The following is a 17,287-nucleotide window of genomic DNA, read 5'->3' as shown; positions in this document are numbered from 1 at the left end:
GTATGGTAATTGGATTATTTCCTTCGTACCCAAGACAGGGGTCAACGGACACGACAATTTTTTCATACACCAAAAACGGAAACCCATGGACTCATTAACAATTAAAGGTAAGTGGAACGAAATTAAAGGTAAACTGAAGCAAAAGTACGCTGACCTTACCGACGACGACCTGGTTTACGCAGAAGGAAAGGAAGACGAGCTGTATGGTAAACTGCAACAGAAACTGGGCAAATCAAAAGATGAAGTAGATAAGCTCATCGCTGAGCTTTAAGATATTATAAGGAGAGATCTAATAAACCGTTTGTCTAGGCGGTGTATACTTTTTATCATAGCTGTTGTTTTAGTTATTGGGCATCTTTTTCGGTCTTTTAGGCATGAGTATTCATATACGATGCTTCGAAAGAAGACGGAATGAACAACAAAGCAGAACAAGACCTGATAAGCTTGCCTTAACGCTGTCCTGTATTGAAAAATGCAGGACAGCTTTTAAAAAGACTGATCTCAACCTAAACTTTGTAATTATATTAACGGAGACGATAATTAAAACTAAACATGAAGCGGCGCCATAAAAGGTGCTGCTTTTTTATGCCTGGAAGATAAGACGCAAAAAAGCAGGATTCCCGAGGAGTCCTGCTTTTGGATTTAATGGGTGTTATATGGATGGTACGGAAGTTAACATGGATGTAACGGGATTAACCAGCGGATGAATATTAGATCATCACGATTAAGCATTCACTTTCTCCAGGTCACGTAAATGACGGATTTTATCGTGCGATGCTTTTAAGGATTGTTGCTGGTTTCGGATCAGCTGGCTGATTTCGGCGGGCAGGTTGTGATCATCGGCTAATGCCTGACGATACGCTTTCTGCGCCGCATCTTCGCCATATTCGCAGCTGGCCAGGATCGCGTGGCGGTTACCGCCGCTGAAGGTGGCCTTTACATCCATCCAGGCGCGGTATATTTTACCGGCCAGGGTGGAATCGCGTTCACGCTCTTCTCCTTCTGCGCGGAGTTTCTGATTTAATTGTACCTGGTAGGTTTTGCTTTCGGCTATCATTTGGGCAAACAGTTCTTTGAGGTCCAGCTCATCGGTCTGATTGATCGCTTTCTGATAACCCTCGATGCGGTCGTTATTTATCTTAACGAGATCGCTGATTACTTCGGTTATTTGATCGTTCATGATTTATTGTTTTGGTGTATACACTTAATAAGACAAAAACTTTACCATGTAGTAGTGCCGCGCTTAAAACGATGGAATGGTGTTTTTCGTGCGGAGTTTTTTCACGCATGGTGGAAGCGGGTCTACAAACAGATGCGGCAGGATGGCTGTTTCGCGGGATTTGGGCGGTTTTCGCAACTGGCACAAAATTTTAACATGTAGTAGTGAACTAAAAACTCCAAATTATGAGCGGCTTATTATATCTGATTGCTGTGATCCTCATTATCGGTTGGTTGTTAGGCGTATTTGTTTACTCCGTAACCGGCCTTATTCACGCACTGCTGGTGCTGGCGATTATCGCCATTCTTATCAATGTTATCAGGGGTAGAAACCCGGTTTGATAAAGAGATCACCTTCGACATAAATCAGGGTTGATGGAATTACTTCCATCAACCCTTTTTTATTATTTTGTTGATGTATGAAGAAGTTACTGCTGCTTTTATTGCCAGCTTATTGCACCGCCCAATCGCCAAAACCCGCCATGGTACTGTGTGAACAGTCGCAGCACCGCATCATTATCGTGGAGCCGGGTACCGGCCGTATTACCCGGGAGTGGAAGGCCGATACTGCCCATGCAAAATGGTTCACCAATCCGAGCGACGCCAAAGTGGTAGCCAACGGTGAGTATCTGATCACCTGCGCCTCCGGCGGCGGGGTGGCCATAGTGCGCATAAAAGATAAACGCACGATGTTTTGCGCGTATGCAGGTGGCAACACGCACAGCGTGGAACTGTTGCCCGATGGCAACATTGTGTCGGCGTCGAGCAACGGCAATTATCTCACTTTATTCAAGGTAGATACTACCCATAAAATAAATTATCAGCAGCAAGTGCCGATTCCGTTCGGACATAACGTGGTGTGGGACAGGCAGCGTAATGTTTTATGGTCAGCCGGGCGGCATCACTTGTACCGCTTCCGCTATAATTTTGATTGTGCGCATCCGAATCTTCAGCTGATCGACTCTGTTGGTATTCCCGGTGCGGAGGGGCACGACCTGTTCCCGGTATTCGACCGCGACTCGCTCTGGCTCACCACTACCACGGTTTTTTCCCGGGTAGACGCAGCTACTATGCGCATAGATACTATGTCCGCCAAAACGGTAAAGCATATAAAGAGTGTATCCTCCGGCCCGCCGGGTTATCCTACCATCGTAAGTATTCCCAAAGAGCAGTGGTGGACGGACGAAATTCTCGACCTGCAGGGCAACAGTATCTACCGGGAAAAAGGATTAAAGATTTATAAAGCCCGCTGGATCTTATACAACGATTTCAGCTACGACGGCCGCCCTTGGCGCCCCTGTAAAAAAAAAAAAGCCGCAGTATACGCTGCGGCTTTGGTTTTCATATATAGCGGAATCTATTTATTGAACAGGTAAAAAAATCACGAACTCCGTTCCTTTGCCCGGCGCGCTCTCCACGTGAATAGAACCTTTGTGATTCAAAATAATATTCTGTGTAGATGTTAAACCCAACCCGGTACCTTTGGTCTTGTCCGTAAAGAACGGCTCGAATAACCGCGCCTTATTCTCTTCCGGAATGCCGATGCCATTGTCTTTGATGCGGATGCACACCTTGTCCTTTTCGATGTATGTAGTGAGTGTTAGCACGCCTTCGTTCGGCTTCATGGCCTCTATCGCGTTGATTACGATGTTGAGGAAGGCGATGATCATTTTGTCTACATCCAGTTGCAGGATAACATCGGGGCGCATGAAGTTTTTTTCCACCTTGATGCCGTTGAGCTGCAGGCGGTCCTGTGCATGTTCCAGCGTTTTTACCAGCAATTGGTTAGCGAAAACAGACTCGGGGTGCAGGTCCATCATACGGGTACTTTGCAGCAGCTCCGTTACCAGTTGGTTAATGCGGTGACAGTTACGCTCCACGATATCCGGTACACCACGCTTTCTTCCAGGTTAGGCGATACCGGCTCCATTTTAAACTGGCTTACCGCCAGCAGAATATTGGTGAGCGGGTTACGCACTTCATGCGCAATTACGCGCGCAATGCGGCCGGACACTACAAATTTTTCCTGCTGCCGTTTCTCCAGTTCTTCGCGTTTACGGAGGGTAATATCTTCCGCCACGCAAAGGAATACCTGGTTTTCCTCATCCAGCATATTCGCGTTCACCAGCACATCCAGGCGGTTACCGCTTTTGCTTTTGAAGATATATTCTATATGCGTGATCGCATCTTCTTTACATATTTCTTCCACAAACTCCAGCCCCTGCTCTTTTTCCAGGAACAGGTCCTGCATGTGCAGTTGCAGCAGCTCGTCCTTACTATACTCCAGCTTCCGCAAGGCGGCGGGGTTCGCATCAATAATTTTCTTGTTGCAATCGGCGAGCAGGATCAGGTCGTGCGACTTTTCGAAGATTCCGAAGTATTTGCGCTCGCTTTCCGCAATAGCCCGCAGGTGGCGAAACTCGTCCAGTACATAACGTACGGTTCTTTCCAATACCGGTGCGGTAATTTCACCCTTCACCAGGTAATCGGACGCACCAGCGGTCATTGCTTCCTTATCGATCGTATAGTCACCTTTACCGGTGAGGATAATTACCGGTACTTTATAACTGATCTGCTGGAAGTGGCGCAGAATGTCGATACCGGTGTATTGTCCCAGGCGGTAATCGATGAGGTAAATGTCGTGCTGACGGGTTTCGATAGCGGCAATACCCTCACTGTAGGTGCCGGCCCAGTCGACTTTGTACTGTCCGGGCGACACATCATCTAAAAGGCTGCTTACGAGAAAATAGTCATCCTCGTCGTCGTCGATCATCAGTATATGTACTAATTCTTCTGTCATCCTGCTAATTATGGTAGTTCTGAAATGTCGAGCCAATAGCGTTGAAACGTGCGGGTAAATTCTACCAGTCCCTTATAAGTGACAGGTTTGATTACGTAACTATTCACGCCAAGTTCATAAGTGTTTACGATATCTGTTTCTTCTGTTGATGTAGTTAAGATCACTACAGGTAATGTCTTCAGCTGTTTATCCGTTTTTATCTCCCGCAGGGCCTCGCGGCCGTCTTTCTTTGGCATATTCAGGTCTAACAGGATGATGCGGGGATATGGATACTTCAGATCGTCGGCATATTTTCCTTTTCGCCGGAGAAACTGGATGAGTTCCTCGCCGTTTTCCACGAAACACAATTGCTGTTTGCTCCCGCTTTCCTCGAACGCTGTTTTCAGCATTTCCCGATCGTCTGCATCATCATCAGCAATAAGTATGCTCTTTTTTTCTGCCCCGTTAAAATTAATCATCCCATTTCTGTTTGAAGGGTAAAACAACGATCATTTTCGCACCCTGGCCCGAAATACCAACGGCTGAAATGTTGCCATGGTGCGTATCTACGATCTTTTTACAGATGGCCAGGCCAATACCGGTTCCCTGGTATTCGCTCATGCCGTGGAGGCGTTGGAAAATGAGGAAAATCCGCTCCGCATACTCCTGGTCGAAGCCGATGCCGTTGTCTTCTACCGTAATGCGGACGAAGCTTTCATTCCACTTATCTTCTTTCGCAAAACCGGTGTCTTTCCCTTTGATCACTTCTGAATGGATGTTGATTTCCAGTGGCCGCGCGGGATGCGAGAACTTCAAAGAGTTAGACAACAGGTTCTGAAACAGTTGCTGGATGGACGTATGGCTGCCTTCGATAACGGGCAATTGATCTACGTGCACCTTGCCGCCTTTTTCCTGCAAACTTACATCCAGGTCGGTGAGCACTTCATTCATGACCGTGTTTAAATCCAGCGGTTCAATTGTTTCGGGCGAAATGCGGCCTGCCCTGGAAAATTGGAGCAGGTCGTTGATGAGCACGCGCATGCGGCCTACGGCGCTTACCATGCGTTCGAGTAATTGCCCTGCCTCGTCCGGCAGGTGCTCCTTATATTTCAACTGTAACCGGTCGCTGAAGGTAGAGATCTTTCGCAGCGGCTCCTGCAAATCGTGTGAGGCTACGTAGGCGAACTGCTCCAGCTCCAGGTTTGTTTTGTTCAGTAAGGCAATATTATCCTGCAACTCCCGCTGGTAGTTCCGCATGCGGGCCTCTATATGCAGCTGTAGCCGGAACTCCTTATTTAATACCACGTAAGAGTAAATGCCCAGGATGATGGCGAAAAGCGATACGATGAGCAGCACAGGCACCCAGAGGTTTGAAAAAACTGGAAGTTCTGCTGGCGGTGTTTAAGGATCGTGTCTTCGATTTGCGTCATGTCCTGTACCTTTTTATCGATACGGTCCATGTTGATTTCTCCTTCCCGTACCGCGATTTTAGCGCCCAGGTTGGTGGTGCGGTGCCGTTGTGACTGCAGCAGCTGGTAATATTTAATATCGAGCAATTCCTTCAGCGTATCCGGTGGCGCTGCTGCCGGGGGTTGTCGGACATGATGCGGCGCAGGGTGCGGTACTCCTTTTCTATAATATTATTACGTTCCTCCATGCCCGGTTGCAGAAAGGTACTGTCGCCGGTAAGATTATACCCGCGCACGGCTGCTTCCGCGGCCTTCAATTCCTTGGTTATAATTTCCAGGCGTCGCGATACCTCAATGGTGTGGCTGGACATGTTCGCGTTTTCCACCAGGTTCTTCGCTACGAGATACGAAAAAATGGACGCAGCGATAATGATGGTAAAGGCTACATAAAAGCCGAAACGTATTTTTTTATGTAGAGCGCTATGCATGATATATAAGGACGATGATACAGTTTAAAATTAGTGATTCCTGATTGATGCTGCTGTGCGATAACCGTAACGTATTGATGGGCAACTTTTTCTACAAAAGTTAAGTCCATTTCTACAGCAAAGCGTTGGCGGCGCGGGCGATATACAGCAGTAGCGCCTGCTTATCCGCAATAATCATGCATTTTAAACACAAACCTGTACGGGAAAGATCACAAAGTGTTAAAAAAATCTGCACCCCGGTTTCCGGGAATGGCATTTGATCTTTTACCACTGCCCCTACATCAAACTACAACTATTCATTTTGAGAACCTGTAAAATCATTTATTATGAATAACAAAGGCAGTCACCCGGTTTCGCCCATGGCGGCAAAACCGATAGAACGACCCGGAGCAGGCAGCCAGGGGCACCAGCCCAACACCGGCAGCACGCCCGATGAACATAAGTTTCCTATAGACCCGGAATCACCCGGTTCGCAGCGGGATGCATCTACCGAACCGAGGCATCATGTAGCGCCGGGAGATGAGGCCGGGCAGCAAAAGGCTTCCAAAGCGGAAGGCGACGAGCAACCCGGTACGGCAGCCCTGACCGGCGCCGGCCCGCAAAAAGAATCCAAGGCTGAGGGTGAAGATTTCGAAGCCCTGACGGATAAAAACACCATCCCGCAGGAAGAAGAAAAGGAAGTAACACAACACGATAAAATTCCCGCACAGGATAAACGTGATGTGAAAGAGAAAGCGCCGTTAAGCCAGGAGGAAAGCGAAGAGAATAACGATGTAGAGGAGCAATCGCCCGACAGCATACTGGCTGGCAAGGCGAAAAATCCGGACGAGCACGATGCCGTGGATAAAACAGATAAATACCCGTTCCCAAATAAATAGGAAAAGAAGCTTTGTCGTCCGGCACGCCGCCGGACGGCACTATCCACAATTGTAAACCTTATAAATGATCATTTTTTATGGCCACCAAAACAGCAACACGTAGCTCCAAGGCTACTAACGGTCGCAGCACCGCTGCCCGCAGCACAACTAAGAAAAAAGTGTCTGAGAGCATGGAGAACTCCAAATTCCACGAATTATTCATGGAAGAACTGAAAGACATCTACTGGGCAGAAAAACACCTGGTAAAAGCATTGCCTAAAATGCAGAAAGGCGCTACTACAGAAGATCTGGCGACCTGCATCGGTAATCACCTCGAAGAAACCAAAGAGCACGTTGCCCGCCTTGAACAAATTTTTGAGATGCTGGGTAAACGCCCGCAGGCAAAAAATGTGAAGCCATGGAAGGGTTGATCGCCGAAGGACAGGAAATCCTGGAAGACACAGAGGAGGATTCCATGGTGCGTGATGCGGGCATCATCATCGCTTCCCAGAAAATAGAGCATTACGAGATTGCCGCTTATGGCAGCCTGCGTACGCTCGCGCAAAAGATGGGACACGACGATGTAGCAGACCTGCTGCAGCAGACATTGGATGAGGAAAAAGAAGCAGATGCGCTGCTTACCGGCGTTGCCGAGAATTCTGTGAACGAAGAAGCCTTATCTGAATAATATCAAAGCATGTTGACGGCGTGGTACAATATGTTGTTACCCTGAGTTAGTCATCCATCTATTATAAACAGAGAGACACAGTACCCGCCGTCAACTTTTTTCCCGCAAAACCCTTTAACCAATGCAGAAGTCGAACGAACAACAGGAGCTGCGCCCGGCGCAGCATCAGGATCACCAGCCTGGTGTGGAAACGGAAATGATACCCAAACCGGTAGCAGAACCGAAAACGTCGCCGAAGAAAGGCCGCCTGGAAGGCAAAGTAGCGATCATTACTGGCGGCGATAGCGGCATCGGTCGCGCTGTAGCCTGGCCTTTGCTGATGAAGGTGCAGATGTGGTGCTGGCCTATCTCGAAGAAGAGGAAGATGCTTATAATACACGCCGGGAGGTGGAAGACCGTGGCCGGAGGGCTGTTTGTGTGCCCGGCGACATCAGTGCCGAAGTGCACTGTGAAGAAGTAGTGGCGGAAGCAATGAGCAGTTTCGGGAAGATAGATATCCTCGTGAACAATGCCGCCGTACAGTATCCGCAGGAGAAAATCGAAGATATTACGGCGGAACAATTGCATAAAACCTTTTCGGTAAACATCTTTTCGATGTTTTATCTCACGAAAGCAGCACTGAAGCATATGTCTAAAGGCGCGTGCATCATTAATACCACGTCTGTTACGGCTTATCGCGGCAGCGCGAACCTGGTGGACTATTCATCTACCAAAGGGGCAATCGTGAGTTTTACCCGATCGCTGAGCGCACAACTGTCTGACCGTGGCATTCGCGTGAACGCCGTGGCGCCGGGCCCGGTATGGACACCTTTGATTCCGGCCACTTTTCCGGCGGACCATGTGGCCAAATTCGGTTCCGACGTGCCGTTGGGCCGCGCGGGGCAACCAGCAGAAATAGCACCCAGTTATGTATTCCTGGCTTCAGAAGATGCCAGCTACATGAGTGGACAAGTTTTACATCCAAACGGAGGAGAAGTAGTCAATGGATAATATTGCACAAATAGTGACGGATCCCGTTGCCATAGCCCGGGCGGTGCGTTTGCGGTATGTTTCCGCATCTGCGCCCGGCTTTACCCGCGAAAAGAAGGGTGATAACTTTATCTACCTGGATAAAGAAGGAAAAGAAATTACCGATGAAGATACGCTGAAGCGTGTACGTGGTTTGGTGTTACCGCCAGCCTGGAAAGAGGTGTGGATATGCCCTTATGCGAACGGGCATCTGCAGGCCACCGGTATTGATGCTGCGGGGCGTAAGCAGTACCGCTATCATAGCAGTTGGCAGAAGGTGCGCAACGAAACCAAGTACGACCGGTTGTACCTTTTCGGCAAACAGCTGCCACAGATCCGCAAACAGATCGCGAAAGATTTGCGCCGCCGGCAACTCGACAAACAAAAAGTAATTGCGATCGCGTTGAGGGTGATGGAAGAAACACAAATCCGTGTGGGCAATGCTTCTTACGAAAAATTGTACGGCTCGCACGGGCTGACGACGTTGCACAACCAGCATGTGAAAGTGAATGGCAACAAGGCCTTTTTAAATTCAAAGGGAAAAAAGGCGTGCTGCATAAAATTGAGTTGAAACATGCCGCATTGGTGCGGTTATTACAAAAAGTGCAACACATCCCTGGTCAGGAGCTGTTTCAGTATTACGACGGTGATACTATTCACAGCCCGGATTCAGGTGAGGTGAACGAATACCTGAAAAACTGCACAGATGAGGAATTTACGTGTAAAGATTTCCGCACATGGGCAGGCACTGTACACGCATTAAATATGATGGCCGAACTGGTGCCTTTTGAAACACTGGCCGAATGCAAAAAAAATGTGCTGGGAATTATAGATGGTGTGGCCTGCAAACTGGGGAATACTCGCGCCGTTTGTAAAAAATATTACATCCATCCACAACTGTTCGAAATGTACGAAGCCCGTACTATTGCCCCTTTCCTCGAGGCGATGAAAAACAAAAAGGCCGCCCAGGGCGCATTAGGGGCGGACGAAAAGTGTTTGTTGTCGTTGTTAAAACATCTTCTCTCCAGCCGTAAAGCATCCCGTAGGGCAGCCTGATCTAAAATGTAGGTTATGAAAACCTGTTGCTCGTGCAGGCCCTTTTGGCCTGCGGTTCATTCCTGGTTTTATCCCAGGGGCGAAATCAATAGCGGGTTACAGTCCGCCGTAGATTAACTGTTCCTCGCGGTCTTCCACGGGAATCTTTTTAATAAAGTCGTCAAATCCGCTTTCGTCGTGTGTACTGTAAGCGCCGAAAGCGTCCAGTACATAGCCTTTCTGGCCTTCTTTATCTTCCATTAAATAAAGTACACTCGAATCTGCGGGGTCGGACTCGCCCTCAAACCGGTAGGTCTTGATGATCTTCAGGTCTTCCGGGTCATATATCTTTTGATCAACCGGCGACTGCATACGTCCGTGATCGCTCATCTTTAATTCATTGTCATATCCCTTGCTGTGCAGCTTGTTCATAATCTGCGACAGGGTATTCATTGCGCCGGGTTTTTGAGGTGTTTCCATATAATGACGTTTTTATTGAGATAATCATGTTTTAGGTAGATATAAAAATCCAAAACACATGCCACCAAAATCCGGCTTGGAATTTGCAACTGTTGAGCGACTCGTAACAGTAAACCCTGAAAGTAGCAATCCACTGTTTCCCCCAAGTTATGCATATAGAAGAAGCGACCATCCTGATTTCTCGGGATGGTCTTTTTTGCACCAGTATCCGGTACACCAAAAACATAGCGCCATGCGATCTATCTGGACAGGCACGCTGGGCTTCGGCCTCGTAAATATCCCCGTTAAATTATACAGCGCGGTTCAGGAAAGCCATATTGACCTGGACATGCTTGATAAAAAGACCATAGTAAAATCCGTTTCAAAAGGGTAAATGAAAAAACAGGCAAGGAAGTAAGCTGGGAAAACATCGTAAAGGCCTACAATTACAATGATGAGTACGTAGTGCTGGACGATGCCGATTTTGAAGCCGCCAGTCCCAAGAAGAGTAAAATGATCGAAATAGAATCCTTTGTACAGCAGGAGGAAATTGACGACGTGTATTTCGAGAGTGCGTACTTCATTGAGCCGGACAAAGGTGGCGGAAAGGCTTACCAGTTGCTGCTGCAAACGTTGGAGAAAACCGGGAAGGCGGGCTTTTGCCGCTTCGTGCTGCGCAGCCAGGAGAACCTGGCGATCGTGCGGCCGCGCGAAAATTACCTGCTGCTGCAGCGCCTCCGCTTTGGCGACGAAGTGCGTACCGCCGAAGAACTAAACCTCCCCACCAATGTTAAAATTAACAAGAAGAGGTGGATATGGCGACGAAGTTAGTGGAGGAATATACCGAACCATTTGATATCAGTAAATATAAAGACGAGTACACCGCTGAGCTGATCAAGATTATCAAAGCGAAAGCCAGCGGTAAAAAACGCCCGGTAAAACGAATGAAAGTGGTGCACACCCGCAGCACCGACCTGCTCGACCAGTTGAAAGCTAGTCTGGGTGGGAAAAAGCGGGTATCCTGACAAAGTCTTGTAGAAACAATTCCACAGGGTGGGGATTAAGACTACTCGTAAGAGTAGCGATTATACATTATGAATTTAACCCACAGCAGAAAACCCGTAACCGATAAAAAGATGAATATGGAACAGGAAACCCAAACGCGGAAAAAGGATGTTACCGTCAAACTGAACGGTCACCCCGTGCAATTAACCAACCAGGAAAAAATTTACTGGCCGGAAGATGAGATTACGAAGGGCGAACTGGTAGCCTACTACCCGGAGGTAGCGGATGTGCTGCTGCCCCACCTGAAAGACAGGCCTTTGTCTCTACACCGCTTCCCCAACGGCATAAACGGCGTTAGCTTCTATCAGAAAGATCTGGATCTTAAAACAAGCCCCGACTGGCTAAAAACGGTTCCCATCCTGGCCAGTTCTACCGGTAAAGTGGTGGATTACCTGGTGTGCAATAACGCGGCAACACTGGCTTATATGGCCAACCTGGGCTGCATAGAGCTCAATCCCTGGCTGTCGCGCACCAGCAAGCTGGATAACCCCGATTATATCGTGCTGGACCTTGATCCGGAAGGCATCAGTTTTAAATATGTAATAGAAACGGCTTTATGCATTCATGAAATACTGGAAGAGATGGAAGTAAAGAGTTATGTGAAAACCTCGGGCTCATCCGGCATTCATATTTATATACCGGTGGCCGCAAAATACGAATATGAGGTGTGCCGCTTTTTGCGCAGCATGTGGCTACGGAAGCGCACGCACGAATGCCAAAGGTAACCAGTATTGTGCGGGCGAAAGCGCAGCGGAAAAACAAGGTATACATCGATTATTTACAGAACAGCTTCGGCCAAACCGTGGCTGCGCCTTACTCTGTACGACCAAAGCCCGGAGCCACCGTATCGGCCCCGCTGCGTTGGGAAGAGGTAAACGGTAAGCTTCGCCTCGAAGATTTTCACATCGGAAACATGCCGAAACGGCTGAAAAAGTCGGCGATCTGTGGAAAGATATCCATAAACAAAAGAATGATTTGAAGGCGATTGTGAAAAGTATGGACCGGAATTGAAATGGCGCGGAAGTTGGAATAATGAGGGTATAAGCAAAAGCGCTATGAACAAACAACAGAAGACCGTGTTGTGGAGCGGCTTGGCAGCCGCCGCGGCGATAGCAGTTATCGGCGCTGCGGTACTACAAAAGAAAAGAACGGCGGCCCTGGACGAAGGCGATTTGCAGCGTAAGATGTTCCGCAGGGAACACAGGGTACGGAAACATTCCTAGCGTATTCGTTTCACCTTAAAACAGAAAGGCTATGCAAACAGTACATCACTCACAGCCAAGACTGACGCCTATTTACGGTATTACGATCGCAGCAGTTTCGATCGTTTTTACGGTTATCTTTTACCTGACAAATTATGCGGCTAACCTTTGGACAGGCTACTTCGTGCACCTGGTATTGTTCCCGGGCGTCCTGTTCTCGGTAATCCACTACAACCGGGTGAAAGGTGGTGGTGCGTCTATCCCATCGCTGGTTAAGATGGGGTTGCATACCACACTATGGGCGGTGATCATTGTATCGGTATTTACGATCGTGTTTCACCTGATTATGGAGCCTAATGGTACAGCGGGCGTGCCTTCCGACGGTAATCAGTTAAGCGATACCAGTCCGTATAAACGCGAAGGTTTTTGGATATTCCTCTTTGGTAATGTGTTGTTTATTAACGGCATCCTGGGTACGCTGGCATCCATCATTGGCGCCATCTCCGTTAAACGGAACCAGAAAACTGAAAAACGGACATAGTCATAAAATCTTTGTTTGACCCAATCCTGGAAAAACCAAAGCCCCCGTTCCCCCATCGTTGTGAAAAATTTACGGAAACCTCTTTAACCAGAAAAGTGTGTAATCGCCGGAACGGGGGCTTTAAGCCCCTTTTTTGTTTGCCCTTACTTCACTTACCTTTGCCTGCATATCTTTCTGTACATGGCTAAAGGCACTATTCTCATTATCGACGACGAAGAGCAATTACGTAAACTGATGGGCCGCCTGCTTGCCCTCGAAGGCTACCAGGTGCTGGAAGCCGCCAATGGGCGCAATGCGCATCGGTTGCTGGAGCGCGAAGAAGTGCAGGTGATTTTATCCGACGTTAAGCTGCCCGACGCTAACGGCGTAGAAATGGTCGCAGAGCTTCGCCATAAGTATCCAGAAACAGAAATCATCGTATTAACTGCTTACGGTAACATCCCCGATGGCGTGCAGGCCATCCGTAACGGTGCGTTTGATTATATTACCAAGGGCGACGACAACAACCGCATTATTCCCCTCGTGAGCAAGGCGATGGACAAAGCCCTGCTGCAATTCCGTGTAAAGGCGCTGGAGAAAAAGATTTCCGGCAAGTACGGCTTCGATAATATTATTGGTCAGAGCCCGGAAATTAAATCGGCCATAGCGCTGGCACAAAAAGTAGCAGCGACCGATGTAACCGTGTTGCTGCTCGGCGAAACCGGCGCAGGTAAAGAGGTGTTTGCGCAAAGTATTCACCAGGGCAACGAGCGGCGTACGCAACCTTTTGTAGCAGTAAACTGCAGCGCCATCGGCAAAGAACTGTTGGAGAGCGAATTGTTCGGCTACAAGGCCGGCGCGTTTACCGGCGCCAATAAAGACCGTACGGGCTTTCTGGAAGAAGCGAACAAAGGCACCATCTTCCTCGACGAGATCGGCGAAATGCCCATGGAGCTGCAGGCCAAGCTGTTACGGGTACTCGAAACCCGCGAGTTTTACAAGGTAGGCGACGCTAAACCCGTGAAGGTAGACATCCGCATCATTGCCGCCACCAACCGCAACCTGGAAGCCGAAATAGAAGCGGGCCATTTCCGTGCTGACCTGTTTTACCGCTTGTCGTCGTTCACGATTAAATTGCCGTCGCTGAACGAGCGGCGTAAAGATATACCCACACTGGCCGCGTATTTCATGGCCACTTTATCGCCCAAACTGAACAAGCGTGTGGAGGCCATGAGCGAGCCATTCCTCACAGCATTGCAGCACCACCACTGGAAAGGCAACATCCGCGAGTTGCGCAACGTGATCGAGCGCGCGATCATATTGGCCGAAGGCGCTACGCTGGAGCCGGTAGACCTGCCTATCGATTTTCACTGGGAGCAGCACCCTGGTGCGGGCAGCAGTTTCAAACTCGCCGATGTGGAGAAGCAACACATCATTAAAACCCTGCAACACACGAAAGGCAACAAGACCAAAGCCGCCGAACTGCTCGATATTGGTCTTACCACGTTATACAACAAAATCAAAGAGTATAATATTCACGCTTAGTTAGCCACCTTTTTCTCTTTCTTCAGCCGCCGTTGTGTTTTCTATGGTTTTTGCAAATTTTGGTAGATATAATTTTTATCGAACCTCGTCTGTTTTTGTACAACGGCTGTTATAGTTAGGACGATTTTGTTTCTTAAAGCGTTTATAACAAGCATCTTGTGTTTTCCTTCGGCTATTTTTCTCCGAAAATAATCCCCAAAGCTGTTTTTCATTTTGGTGGCTGTCAGGGCACACATGTGCAGGAGGCTTTTAAGCACTCTATTAGCTAAATGACTGACCCTGGCAGGCTTTCGCACGCTGCTGCCGCTTCGTCGTTCAAATGGAACAACGCCACAATAACTACCTAGCTGTTTGCCCGATTTCACTTGCTTAAATCCATCGGTGTAGCAGATGAGGTGATAAGCGGTGATAGGCCCTACAGAAGGAACGCTGGTGATCAAGCTGACCTGACGGCGCATTTGGGCGTCCTCCTTAACCAGTTGGGCGATGTCCTCATTGATTCGTTTAAGATCGAGTTCAAGGCCCTGTATGCCCGCTGTGTATGCTGTGGTTTTAGGAACGCCACTCCAGTCATAGAAGGCTTTCTCTTCCAATGGCTGTTTGAGGGCCTTTAATACACTCAGTAATCTCCGACGCTGTGCCAGTAGTTGCTTAAGTGTGGTGATTACTGATATGGGTTTTTTCCATAGCTGCAACTCATCACTATGATGCTTAGCATAACGAGCGATGTCTAATGCATCTTTGGGATCGCTTTTCTTACGGATATCGCGGATGCTCCTTTTGATATTAGCGGCATTTTCCAGACTCACGGCTATTTGCTGGCTGTCCGGTAATGAACAACGGCCTCATTATAATGCCCTGTATTCTCAATACAGATCAATAACTTTTTGATAGCGTTGCCCATCAGACTGCGAAGCCACTTTTTCATGTCAGCAAATCCTTTATTGCTTTGTTCAAAGCAGTTGCTGTAGGGTACTTTACATCACCTGACAGCAGCACACAGATATCTATTTTGCTCTTGGATACATCTATTCCGGCAAAATGAACGAATTTTACACTCATTGGTTTTGTTTCTTTTGGGGACCCGCGAAGATCCATGAATAAAGCCAGTGAGATCAACCAGTTTGAACTTTCCCTAGACCTTTAATAAGCTCTACGTTTATTTTCTATTTGGGTTTTGTTCAAACCAGGCTACGGCAGGATTAAAACACAACCTGGGTTTTACCCTTGTCACTCTAAAAGTGCCTGCCGTAGTCCGGTTGACCTTACAGTTATCCACAATCTGCGTGTTAATTCACAAAAAGAAAAAAGAACCAAAAAAAAAAAAGTTATAGTAGTAATAGTAATAATATCTTCTCTTTTGTTTCTTTTCACAAACCTAAAGGTCACTCATTTCGGGCGATTTTACTACTATCAACTACACAAAGATACCCCCGCTGCTCCCCGGAAAATTTGCCGGAATGGAGAAAAAGTTTGCCAGGATGGAGAAAATTTCGAGCAGTGATAGCATTTTACCAAAATGGCTCAAAGCATCCTCAAAGCATGGTGAAGACATGGTGAAAGCATGGTGAAGAGGTGGAGAAGATGGTGAATATAGTACCGGCCGTTGATGTGAGTGACCCAACGGCGGCCGATAGTAAAGCTGCTGCTGATCTCACCCTGTTAAAATGAAAAACACCATGCAATTTCTGCATGGTGTTTTTTGTTGCCGATAACCGTAAGTGTTTGATTAGTAATTAATAATGCCCCGAAAACGGCCCCGGAATACCTTTTGGCATATACCCGCAAACGTTACGATCATGAAACCGAAACTGATGATGCGGCCGCGTTACTTAAGGCCGCGATACCAACCGGCGCCAAAGCATCCTTACATCATGTATTACCTGCTGGCGTCGCTGTTTATTGTATCGCTTATCGCGCAATTGCTCATCAAAATTTTTTAAATAATATGATCAATCAATATGAAGTGCCGGCCATGATAGAAGATGCGCTGCCAGAACTGTGCAAACCATTGCGCCAGTTTCCCGCGGTGTTTCACATTTACGAAACCATGAGTTGTTTAACCACCTACACCTGCCGGCAGGTGAACCGCGGCGACTACGCCCTGGCGGGCCGCTGCATGCAGCTGGTGGGACGGTTGTACGAACGTGGCAACACCAAAGTACAATACGCGGTGGAGCATTACTTCATGCCCATGATATCTGCGCTACCCTTAAAGGATGCAGCGCAGCGCGTCAAATTATACTCGATCATCCCTTCGCACCTGTACCGGATGTTTATCAACGAACAACTAAAACTTAGTTAGGATGGAAACCGACATAACCGTCCGCATCGCCACTGCGGCCGACATTGACTTTGCATTACCCATTGTGGCCGAAATGGAATCCAGCGCCAAAGCGCGCGGCACGGGCATCAGCAAACGCGATCCCGAAGCCATTAAGCAGAAAATATTGCAGGGGAAGGCGGTGATTGCCTTTACCAAAAAAGGGGTATGGGCCGGCTTTACGTACCTGGAAGTGTATGAGCAGGGCCGCTTTGTGAGCAACAGTGGTCTTATTGTACCACCCGCCTTCCGCGGATTGGGTGTGGCCGTGCAACTGAAACAACGCCTGTTTGAACTATGCCGGTTCCTGTACCCGCAGGCGAAATTATTTGGCATCACCACTGGTGCGGCCGTGATGAAAATCAATAGTCGCCTGGGTTACGAGCCTGTCGCCTTTGATGATATTACCCACGATGCAGCGTTCTGGAACGGTTGTAAAAGCTGTGTGAACTATGGTATCCTGGAGAGCAAACAGTTTAAAAACTGTCTTTGTACGGCCATGTTATTTGAGCCGCCGAAAGAAATGTACCATGCGGATTTTGAAAACCACCCTTCCGTTTCTGAAGGGTGGGTGGTTTCCGCCAACCGGAAATTATCACTCAAAAAAGTTATTAACTATTGATAGCCAGGTGCTTAGTGCTTTTTGTTGGCACATTGGCATCTGGATGGCTTATCCAGCACAAATCGAAAC

25 protein-coding genes and 2 pseudogenes are annotated in these 17,287 nt (G+C 48.0%); 18 read left to right on the top strand and 9 right to left on the bottom strand.

From position 1 onward, the window contains the following. Positions 1-85: 85 nt before the first annotated feature. Complete coding sequence (locus MKQ70_RS27325; RefSeq protein WP_248075864.1) at positions 86-271, top strand: CsbD family protein; 186 nt, start codon at positions 86-88, stop codon at positions 269-271. Positions 272-724: 453 nt separating this feature from the next. Here MKQ70_RS27325 and MKQ70_RS27320 read toward each other — a convergent pair whose 3' ends face one another. After that, entirely contained in the window at positions 725-1,180 is a 456-nt protein-coding gene (locus MKQ70_RS27320) for a ferritin-like domain-containing protein (protein WP_248075861.1), read from the bottom strand. 224 nt (positions 1,181-1,404) lie between these two features. On the opposite strand from MKQ70_RS27320, the gene MKQ70_RS27315 reads away from it, so the two are divergent. Further along, positions 1,405-1,560 carry a lmo0937 family membrane protein gene (locus MKQ70_RS27315; RefSeq protein ID WP_248075858.1) on the top strand — a complete coding sequence of 52 codons (156 nt, stop codon included), beginning with the start codon at positions 1,405-1,407 and terminating at the stop codon, positions 1,558-1,560. 77 nt (positions 1,561-1,637) lie between these two features. Next, entirely contained in the window at positions 1,638-2,594 is a 957-nt protein-coding gene (locus MKQ70_RS27310) for a DUF6528 family protein (protein WP_248075855.1), read from the top strand. Here MKQ70_RS27310 and MKQ70_RS41550 read toward each other — a convergent pair. From MKQ70_RS41550 to MKQ70_RS27280, 6 genes are read right to left on the bottom strand one after another with little or no spacing between them, the layout of a single operon-like run. Next, positions 2,580-3,098 (bottom strand): two-component system sensor histidine kinase NtrB, encoded by a 519-nt coding sequence (locus MKQ70_RS41550; protein ID WP_248075853.1) that lies wholly within the window; start codon positions 3,096-3,098, stop codon positions 2,580-2,582. The two genes, MKQ70_RS27310 and MKQ70_RS41550, sit on opposite strands and share 15 nt — an antisense overlap. Then, positions 3,062-4,018: a response regulator gene (locus MKQ70_RS27300; RefSeq protein ID WP_248075843.1), complete on the bottom strand. Its 957-nt coding sequence runs from the start codon at positions 4,016-4,018 to the stop codon at positions 3,062-3,064. Before MKQ70_RS27300 ends, MKQ70_RS41550 begins: the two co-directional genes overlap by 37 nt. Before the next feature lie 8 nt (positions 4,019-4,026). Beyond that, positions 4,027-4,476 (bottom strand): response regulator, encoded by a 450-nt coding sequence (locus MKQ70_RS27295; RefSeq protein ID WP_248075840.1) that lies wholly within the window; start codon positions 4,474-4,476, stop codon positions 4,027-4,029. Continuing rightward, positions 4,469-5,353 (bottom strand): sensor histidine kinase, encoded by an 885-nt coding sequence (locus tag MKQ70_RS27290; RefSeq protein ID WP_248075837.1) that lies wholly within the window; start codon positions 5,351-5,353, stop codon positions 4,469-4,471. The genes MKQ70_RS27295 and MKQ70_RS27290 overlap by 8 nt, the downstream gene beginning before the upstream one ends. After that, a complete protein-coding gene (locus MKQ70_RS27285; RefSeq protein WP_248075836.1) occupies positions 5,293-5,553 on the bottom strand; it encodes a hypothetical protein in 261 nt (86 codons plus the stop codon). Before MKQ70_RS27285 ends, MKQ70_RS27290 begins: the two co-directional genes overlap by 61 nt. Before the next feature lie 5 nt (positions 5,554-5,558). Beyond that, positions 5,559-5,894, bottom strand: a complete 336-nt coding sequence (locus MKQ70_RS27280) for a CHASE3 domain-containing protein (RefSeq protein WP_248075826.1) — start codon at positions 5,892-5,894, stop codon at positions 5,559-5,561. Positions 5,895-6,220: 326 nt separating this feature from the next. On the opposite strand from MKQ70_RS27280, the gene MKQ70_RS27275 reads away from it, so the two are divergent. The 4 genes and pseudogenes from MKQ70_RS27275 (at position 6,221) to MKQ70_RS42800 (ending at position 9,503) form a co-directional block, all read left to right on the top strand. Then, the gene (locus MKQ70_RS27275) at positions 6,221-6,772 is read left to right on the top strand and encodes a hypothetical protein (protein WP_248075822.1); all 552 of its coding nucleotides are present in this window, start codon (positions 6,221-6,223) and stop codon (positions 6,770-6,772) included. A gap of 77 nt (positions 6,773-6,849) precedes the next feature. Continuing rightward, positions 6,850-7,439, top strand: a pseudogene (locus MKQ70_RS42805) (YciE/YciF ferroxidase family protein). A gap of 333 nt (positions 7,440-7,772) precedes the next feature. Beyond that, positions 7,773-8,429: an SDR family oxidoreductase gene (locus tag MKQ70_RS27260; protein ID WP_308199203.1), complete on the top strand. Its 657-nt coding sequence runs from the start codon at positions 7,773-7,775 to the stop codon at positions 8,427-8,429. After that, positions 8,422-9,503 (top strand): annotated as a pseudogene (locus tag MKQ70_RS42800) (DNA topoisomerase IB). Before MKQ70_RS27260 ends, MKQ70_RS42800 begins: the two are co-directional and overlap by 8 nt. A gap of 96 nt (positions 9,504-9,599) precedes the next feature. Here MKQ70_RS42800 and MKQ70_RS27245 read toward each other — a convergent pair. Then, a complete protein-coding gene (locus MKQ70_RS27245) occupies positions 9,600-9,962 on the bottom strand; it encodes a hypothetical protein (RefSeq protein ID WP_248075816.1) in 363 nt (120 codons plus the stop codon). Positions 9,963-10,020: 58 nt separating this feature from the next. Here MKQ70_RS27245 and MKQ70_RS27240 point away from each other — a divergent pair, with 58 nt between their 5' ends. The 8 genes from MKQ70_RS27240 to MKQ70_RS27205 all read left to right on the top strand — a co-directional run bounded on the left by MKQ70_RS27240 (position 10,021) and on the right by MKQ70_RS27205 (position 14,273). Then, positions 10,021-10,335: a hypothetical protein gene (locus MKQ70_RS27240; RefSeq protein WP_248075815.1), complete on the top strand. Its 315-nt coding sequence runs from the start codon at positions 10,021-10,023 to the stop codon at positions 10,333-10,335. Then, positions 10,317-10,772, top strand: a complete 456-nt coding sequence (gene ku, locus MKQ70_RS27235) for a non-homologous end joining protein Ku (RefSeq protein WP_308199548.1) — start codon at positions 10,317-10,319, stop codon at positions 10,770-10,772. The genes MKQ70_RS27240 and ku overlap by 19 nt, the downstream gene beginning before the upstream one ends. Next, positions 10,757-10,966 (top strand): Ku family protein, encoded by a 210-nt coding sequence (locus tag MKQ70_RS27230; protein WP_248075813.1) that lies wholly within the window; start codon positions 10,757-10,759, stop codon positions 10,964-10,966. The genes ku and MKQ70_RS27230 overlap by 16 nt, the downstream gene beginning before the upstream one ends. A gap of 117 nt (positions 10,967-11,083) precedes the next feature. Continuing rightward, the gene (locus MKQ70_RS27225) at positions 11,084-11,731 is read left to right on the top strand and encodes a DNA polymerase domain-containing protein (protein WP_248075811.1); all 648 of its coding nucleotides are present in this window, start codon (positions 11,084-11,086) and stop codon (positions 11,729-11,731) included. Continuing rightward, entirely contained in the window at positions 11,719-11,985 is a 267-nt protein-coding gene (gene ligD / locus MKQ70_RS27220) for a non-homologous end-joining DNA ligase LigD (protein ID WP_248075808.1), read from the top strand. Before MKQ70_RS27225 ends, ligD begins: the two co-directional genes overlap by 13 nt. Before the next feature lie 76 nt (positions 11,986-12,061). Continuing rightward, positions 12,062-12,229 (top strand): hypothetical protein, encoded by a 168-nt coding sequence (locus MKQ70_RS27215; protein ID WP_248075807.1) that lies wholly within the window; start codon positions 12,062-12,064, stop codon positions 12,227-12,229. Positions 12,230-12,260: 31 nt separating this feature from the next. Beyond that, on the top strand, positions 12,261-12,749 hold the full coding sequence (locus MKQ70_RS27210) for a hypothetical protein (protein WP_248075805.1): 489 nt from the start codon (positions 12,261-12,263) through the stop codon (positions 12,747-12,749). A gap of 180 nt (positions 12,750-12,929) precedes the next feature. Beyond that, positions 12,930-14,273, top strand: coding sequence for a sigma-54-dependent transcriptional regulator (locus tag MKQ70_RS27205; RefSeq protein ID WP_248075804.1), 1,344 nt, complete (start codon positions 12,930-12,932; stop codon positions 14,271-14,273). 41 nt (positions 14,274-14,314) lie between these two features. Here the strand turns inward: MKQ70_RS27205 and MKQ70_RS27200 are convergent, their stop codons facing one another. After that, positions 14,315-15,082, bottom strand: coding sequence for a transposase (locus MKQ70_RS27200; protein ID WP_248065901.1), 768 nt, complete (start codon positions 15,080-15,082; stop codon positions 14,315-14,317). 990 nt (positions 15,083-16,072) lie between these two features. On the opposite strand from MKQ70_RS27200, the gene MKQ70_RS27195 reads away from it, so the two are divergent. Genes MKQ70_RS27195 through MKQ70_RS27185 form a run of 3 tightly spaced genes read left to right on the top strand, consistent with a single transcriptional unit; the run spans position 16,073 to position 17,218 of the window. Further along, positions 16,073-16,216, top strand: coding sequence for a hypothetical protein (locus MKQ70_RS27195; RefSeq protein WP_248075803.1), 144 nt, complete (start codon positions 16,073-16,075; stop codon positions 16,214-16,216). Positions 16,217-16,221: 5 nt separating this feature from the next. Further along, positions 16,222-16,578: a DUF7674 family protein gene (locus MKQ70_RS27190; RefSeq protein ID WP_248075802.1), complete on the top strand. Its 357-nt coding sequence runs from the start codon at positions 16,222-16,224 to the stop codon at positions 16,576-16,578. 1 nt (position 16,579) lies between these two features. Beyond that, a complete protein-coding gene (locus MKQ70_RS27185) occupies positions 16,580-17,218 on the top strand; it encodes a GNAT family N-acetyltransferase (RefSeq protein WP_248075801.1) in 639 nt (212 codons plus the stop codon). The last annotated feature ends 69 nt before the right edge of the window (positions 17,219-17,287 follow it).

Origin of the sequence: Chitinophaga sedimenti (assembly GCF_023156195.1) — a bacterium.
Classification (GTDB): Bacteria; Bacteroidota; Bacteroidia; order Chitinophagales; family Chitinophagaceae; genus Chitinophaga; species Chitinophaga sedimenti.
This window is presented reverse-complemented; position numbering and strand designations above follow the sequence as displayed.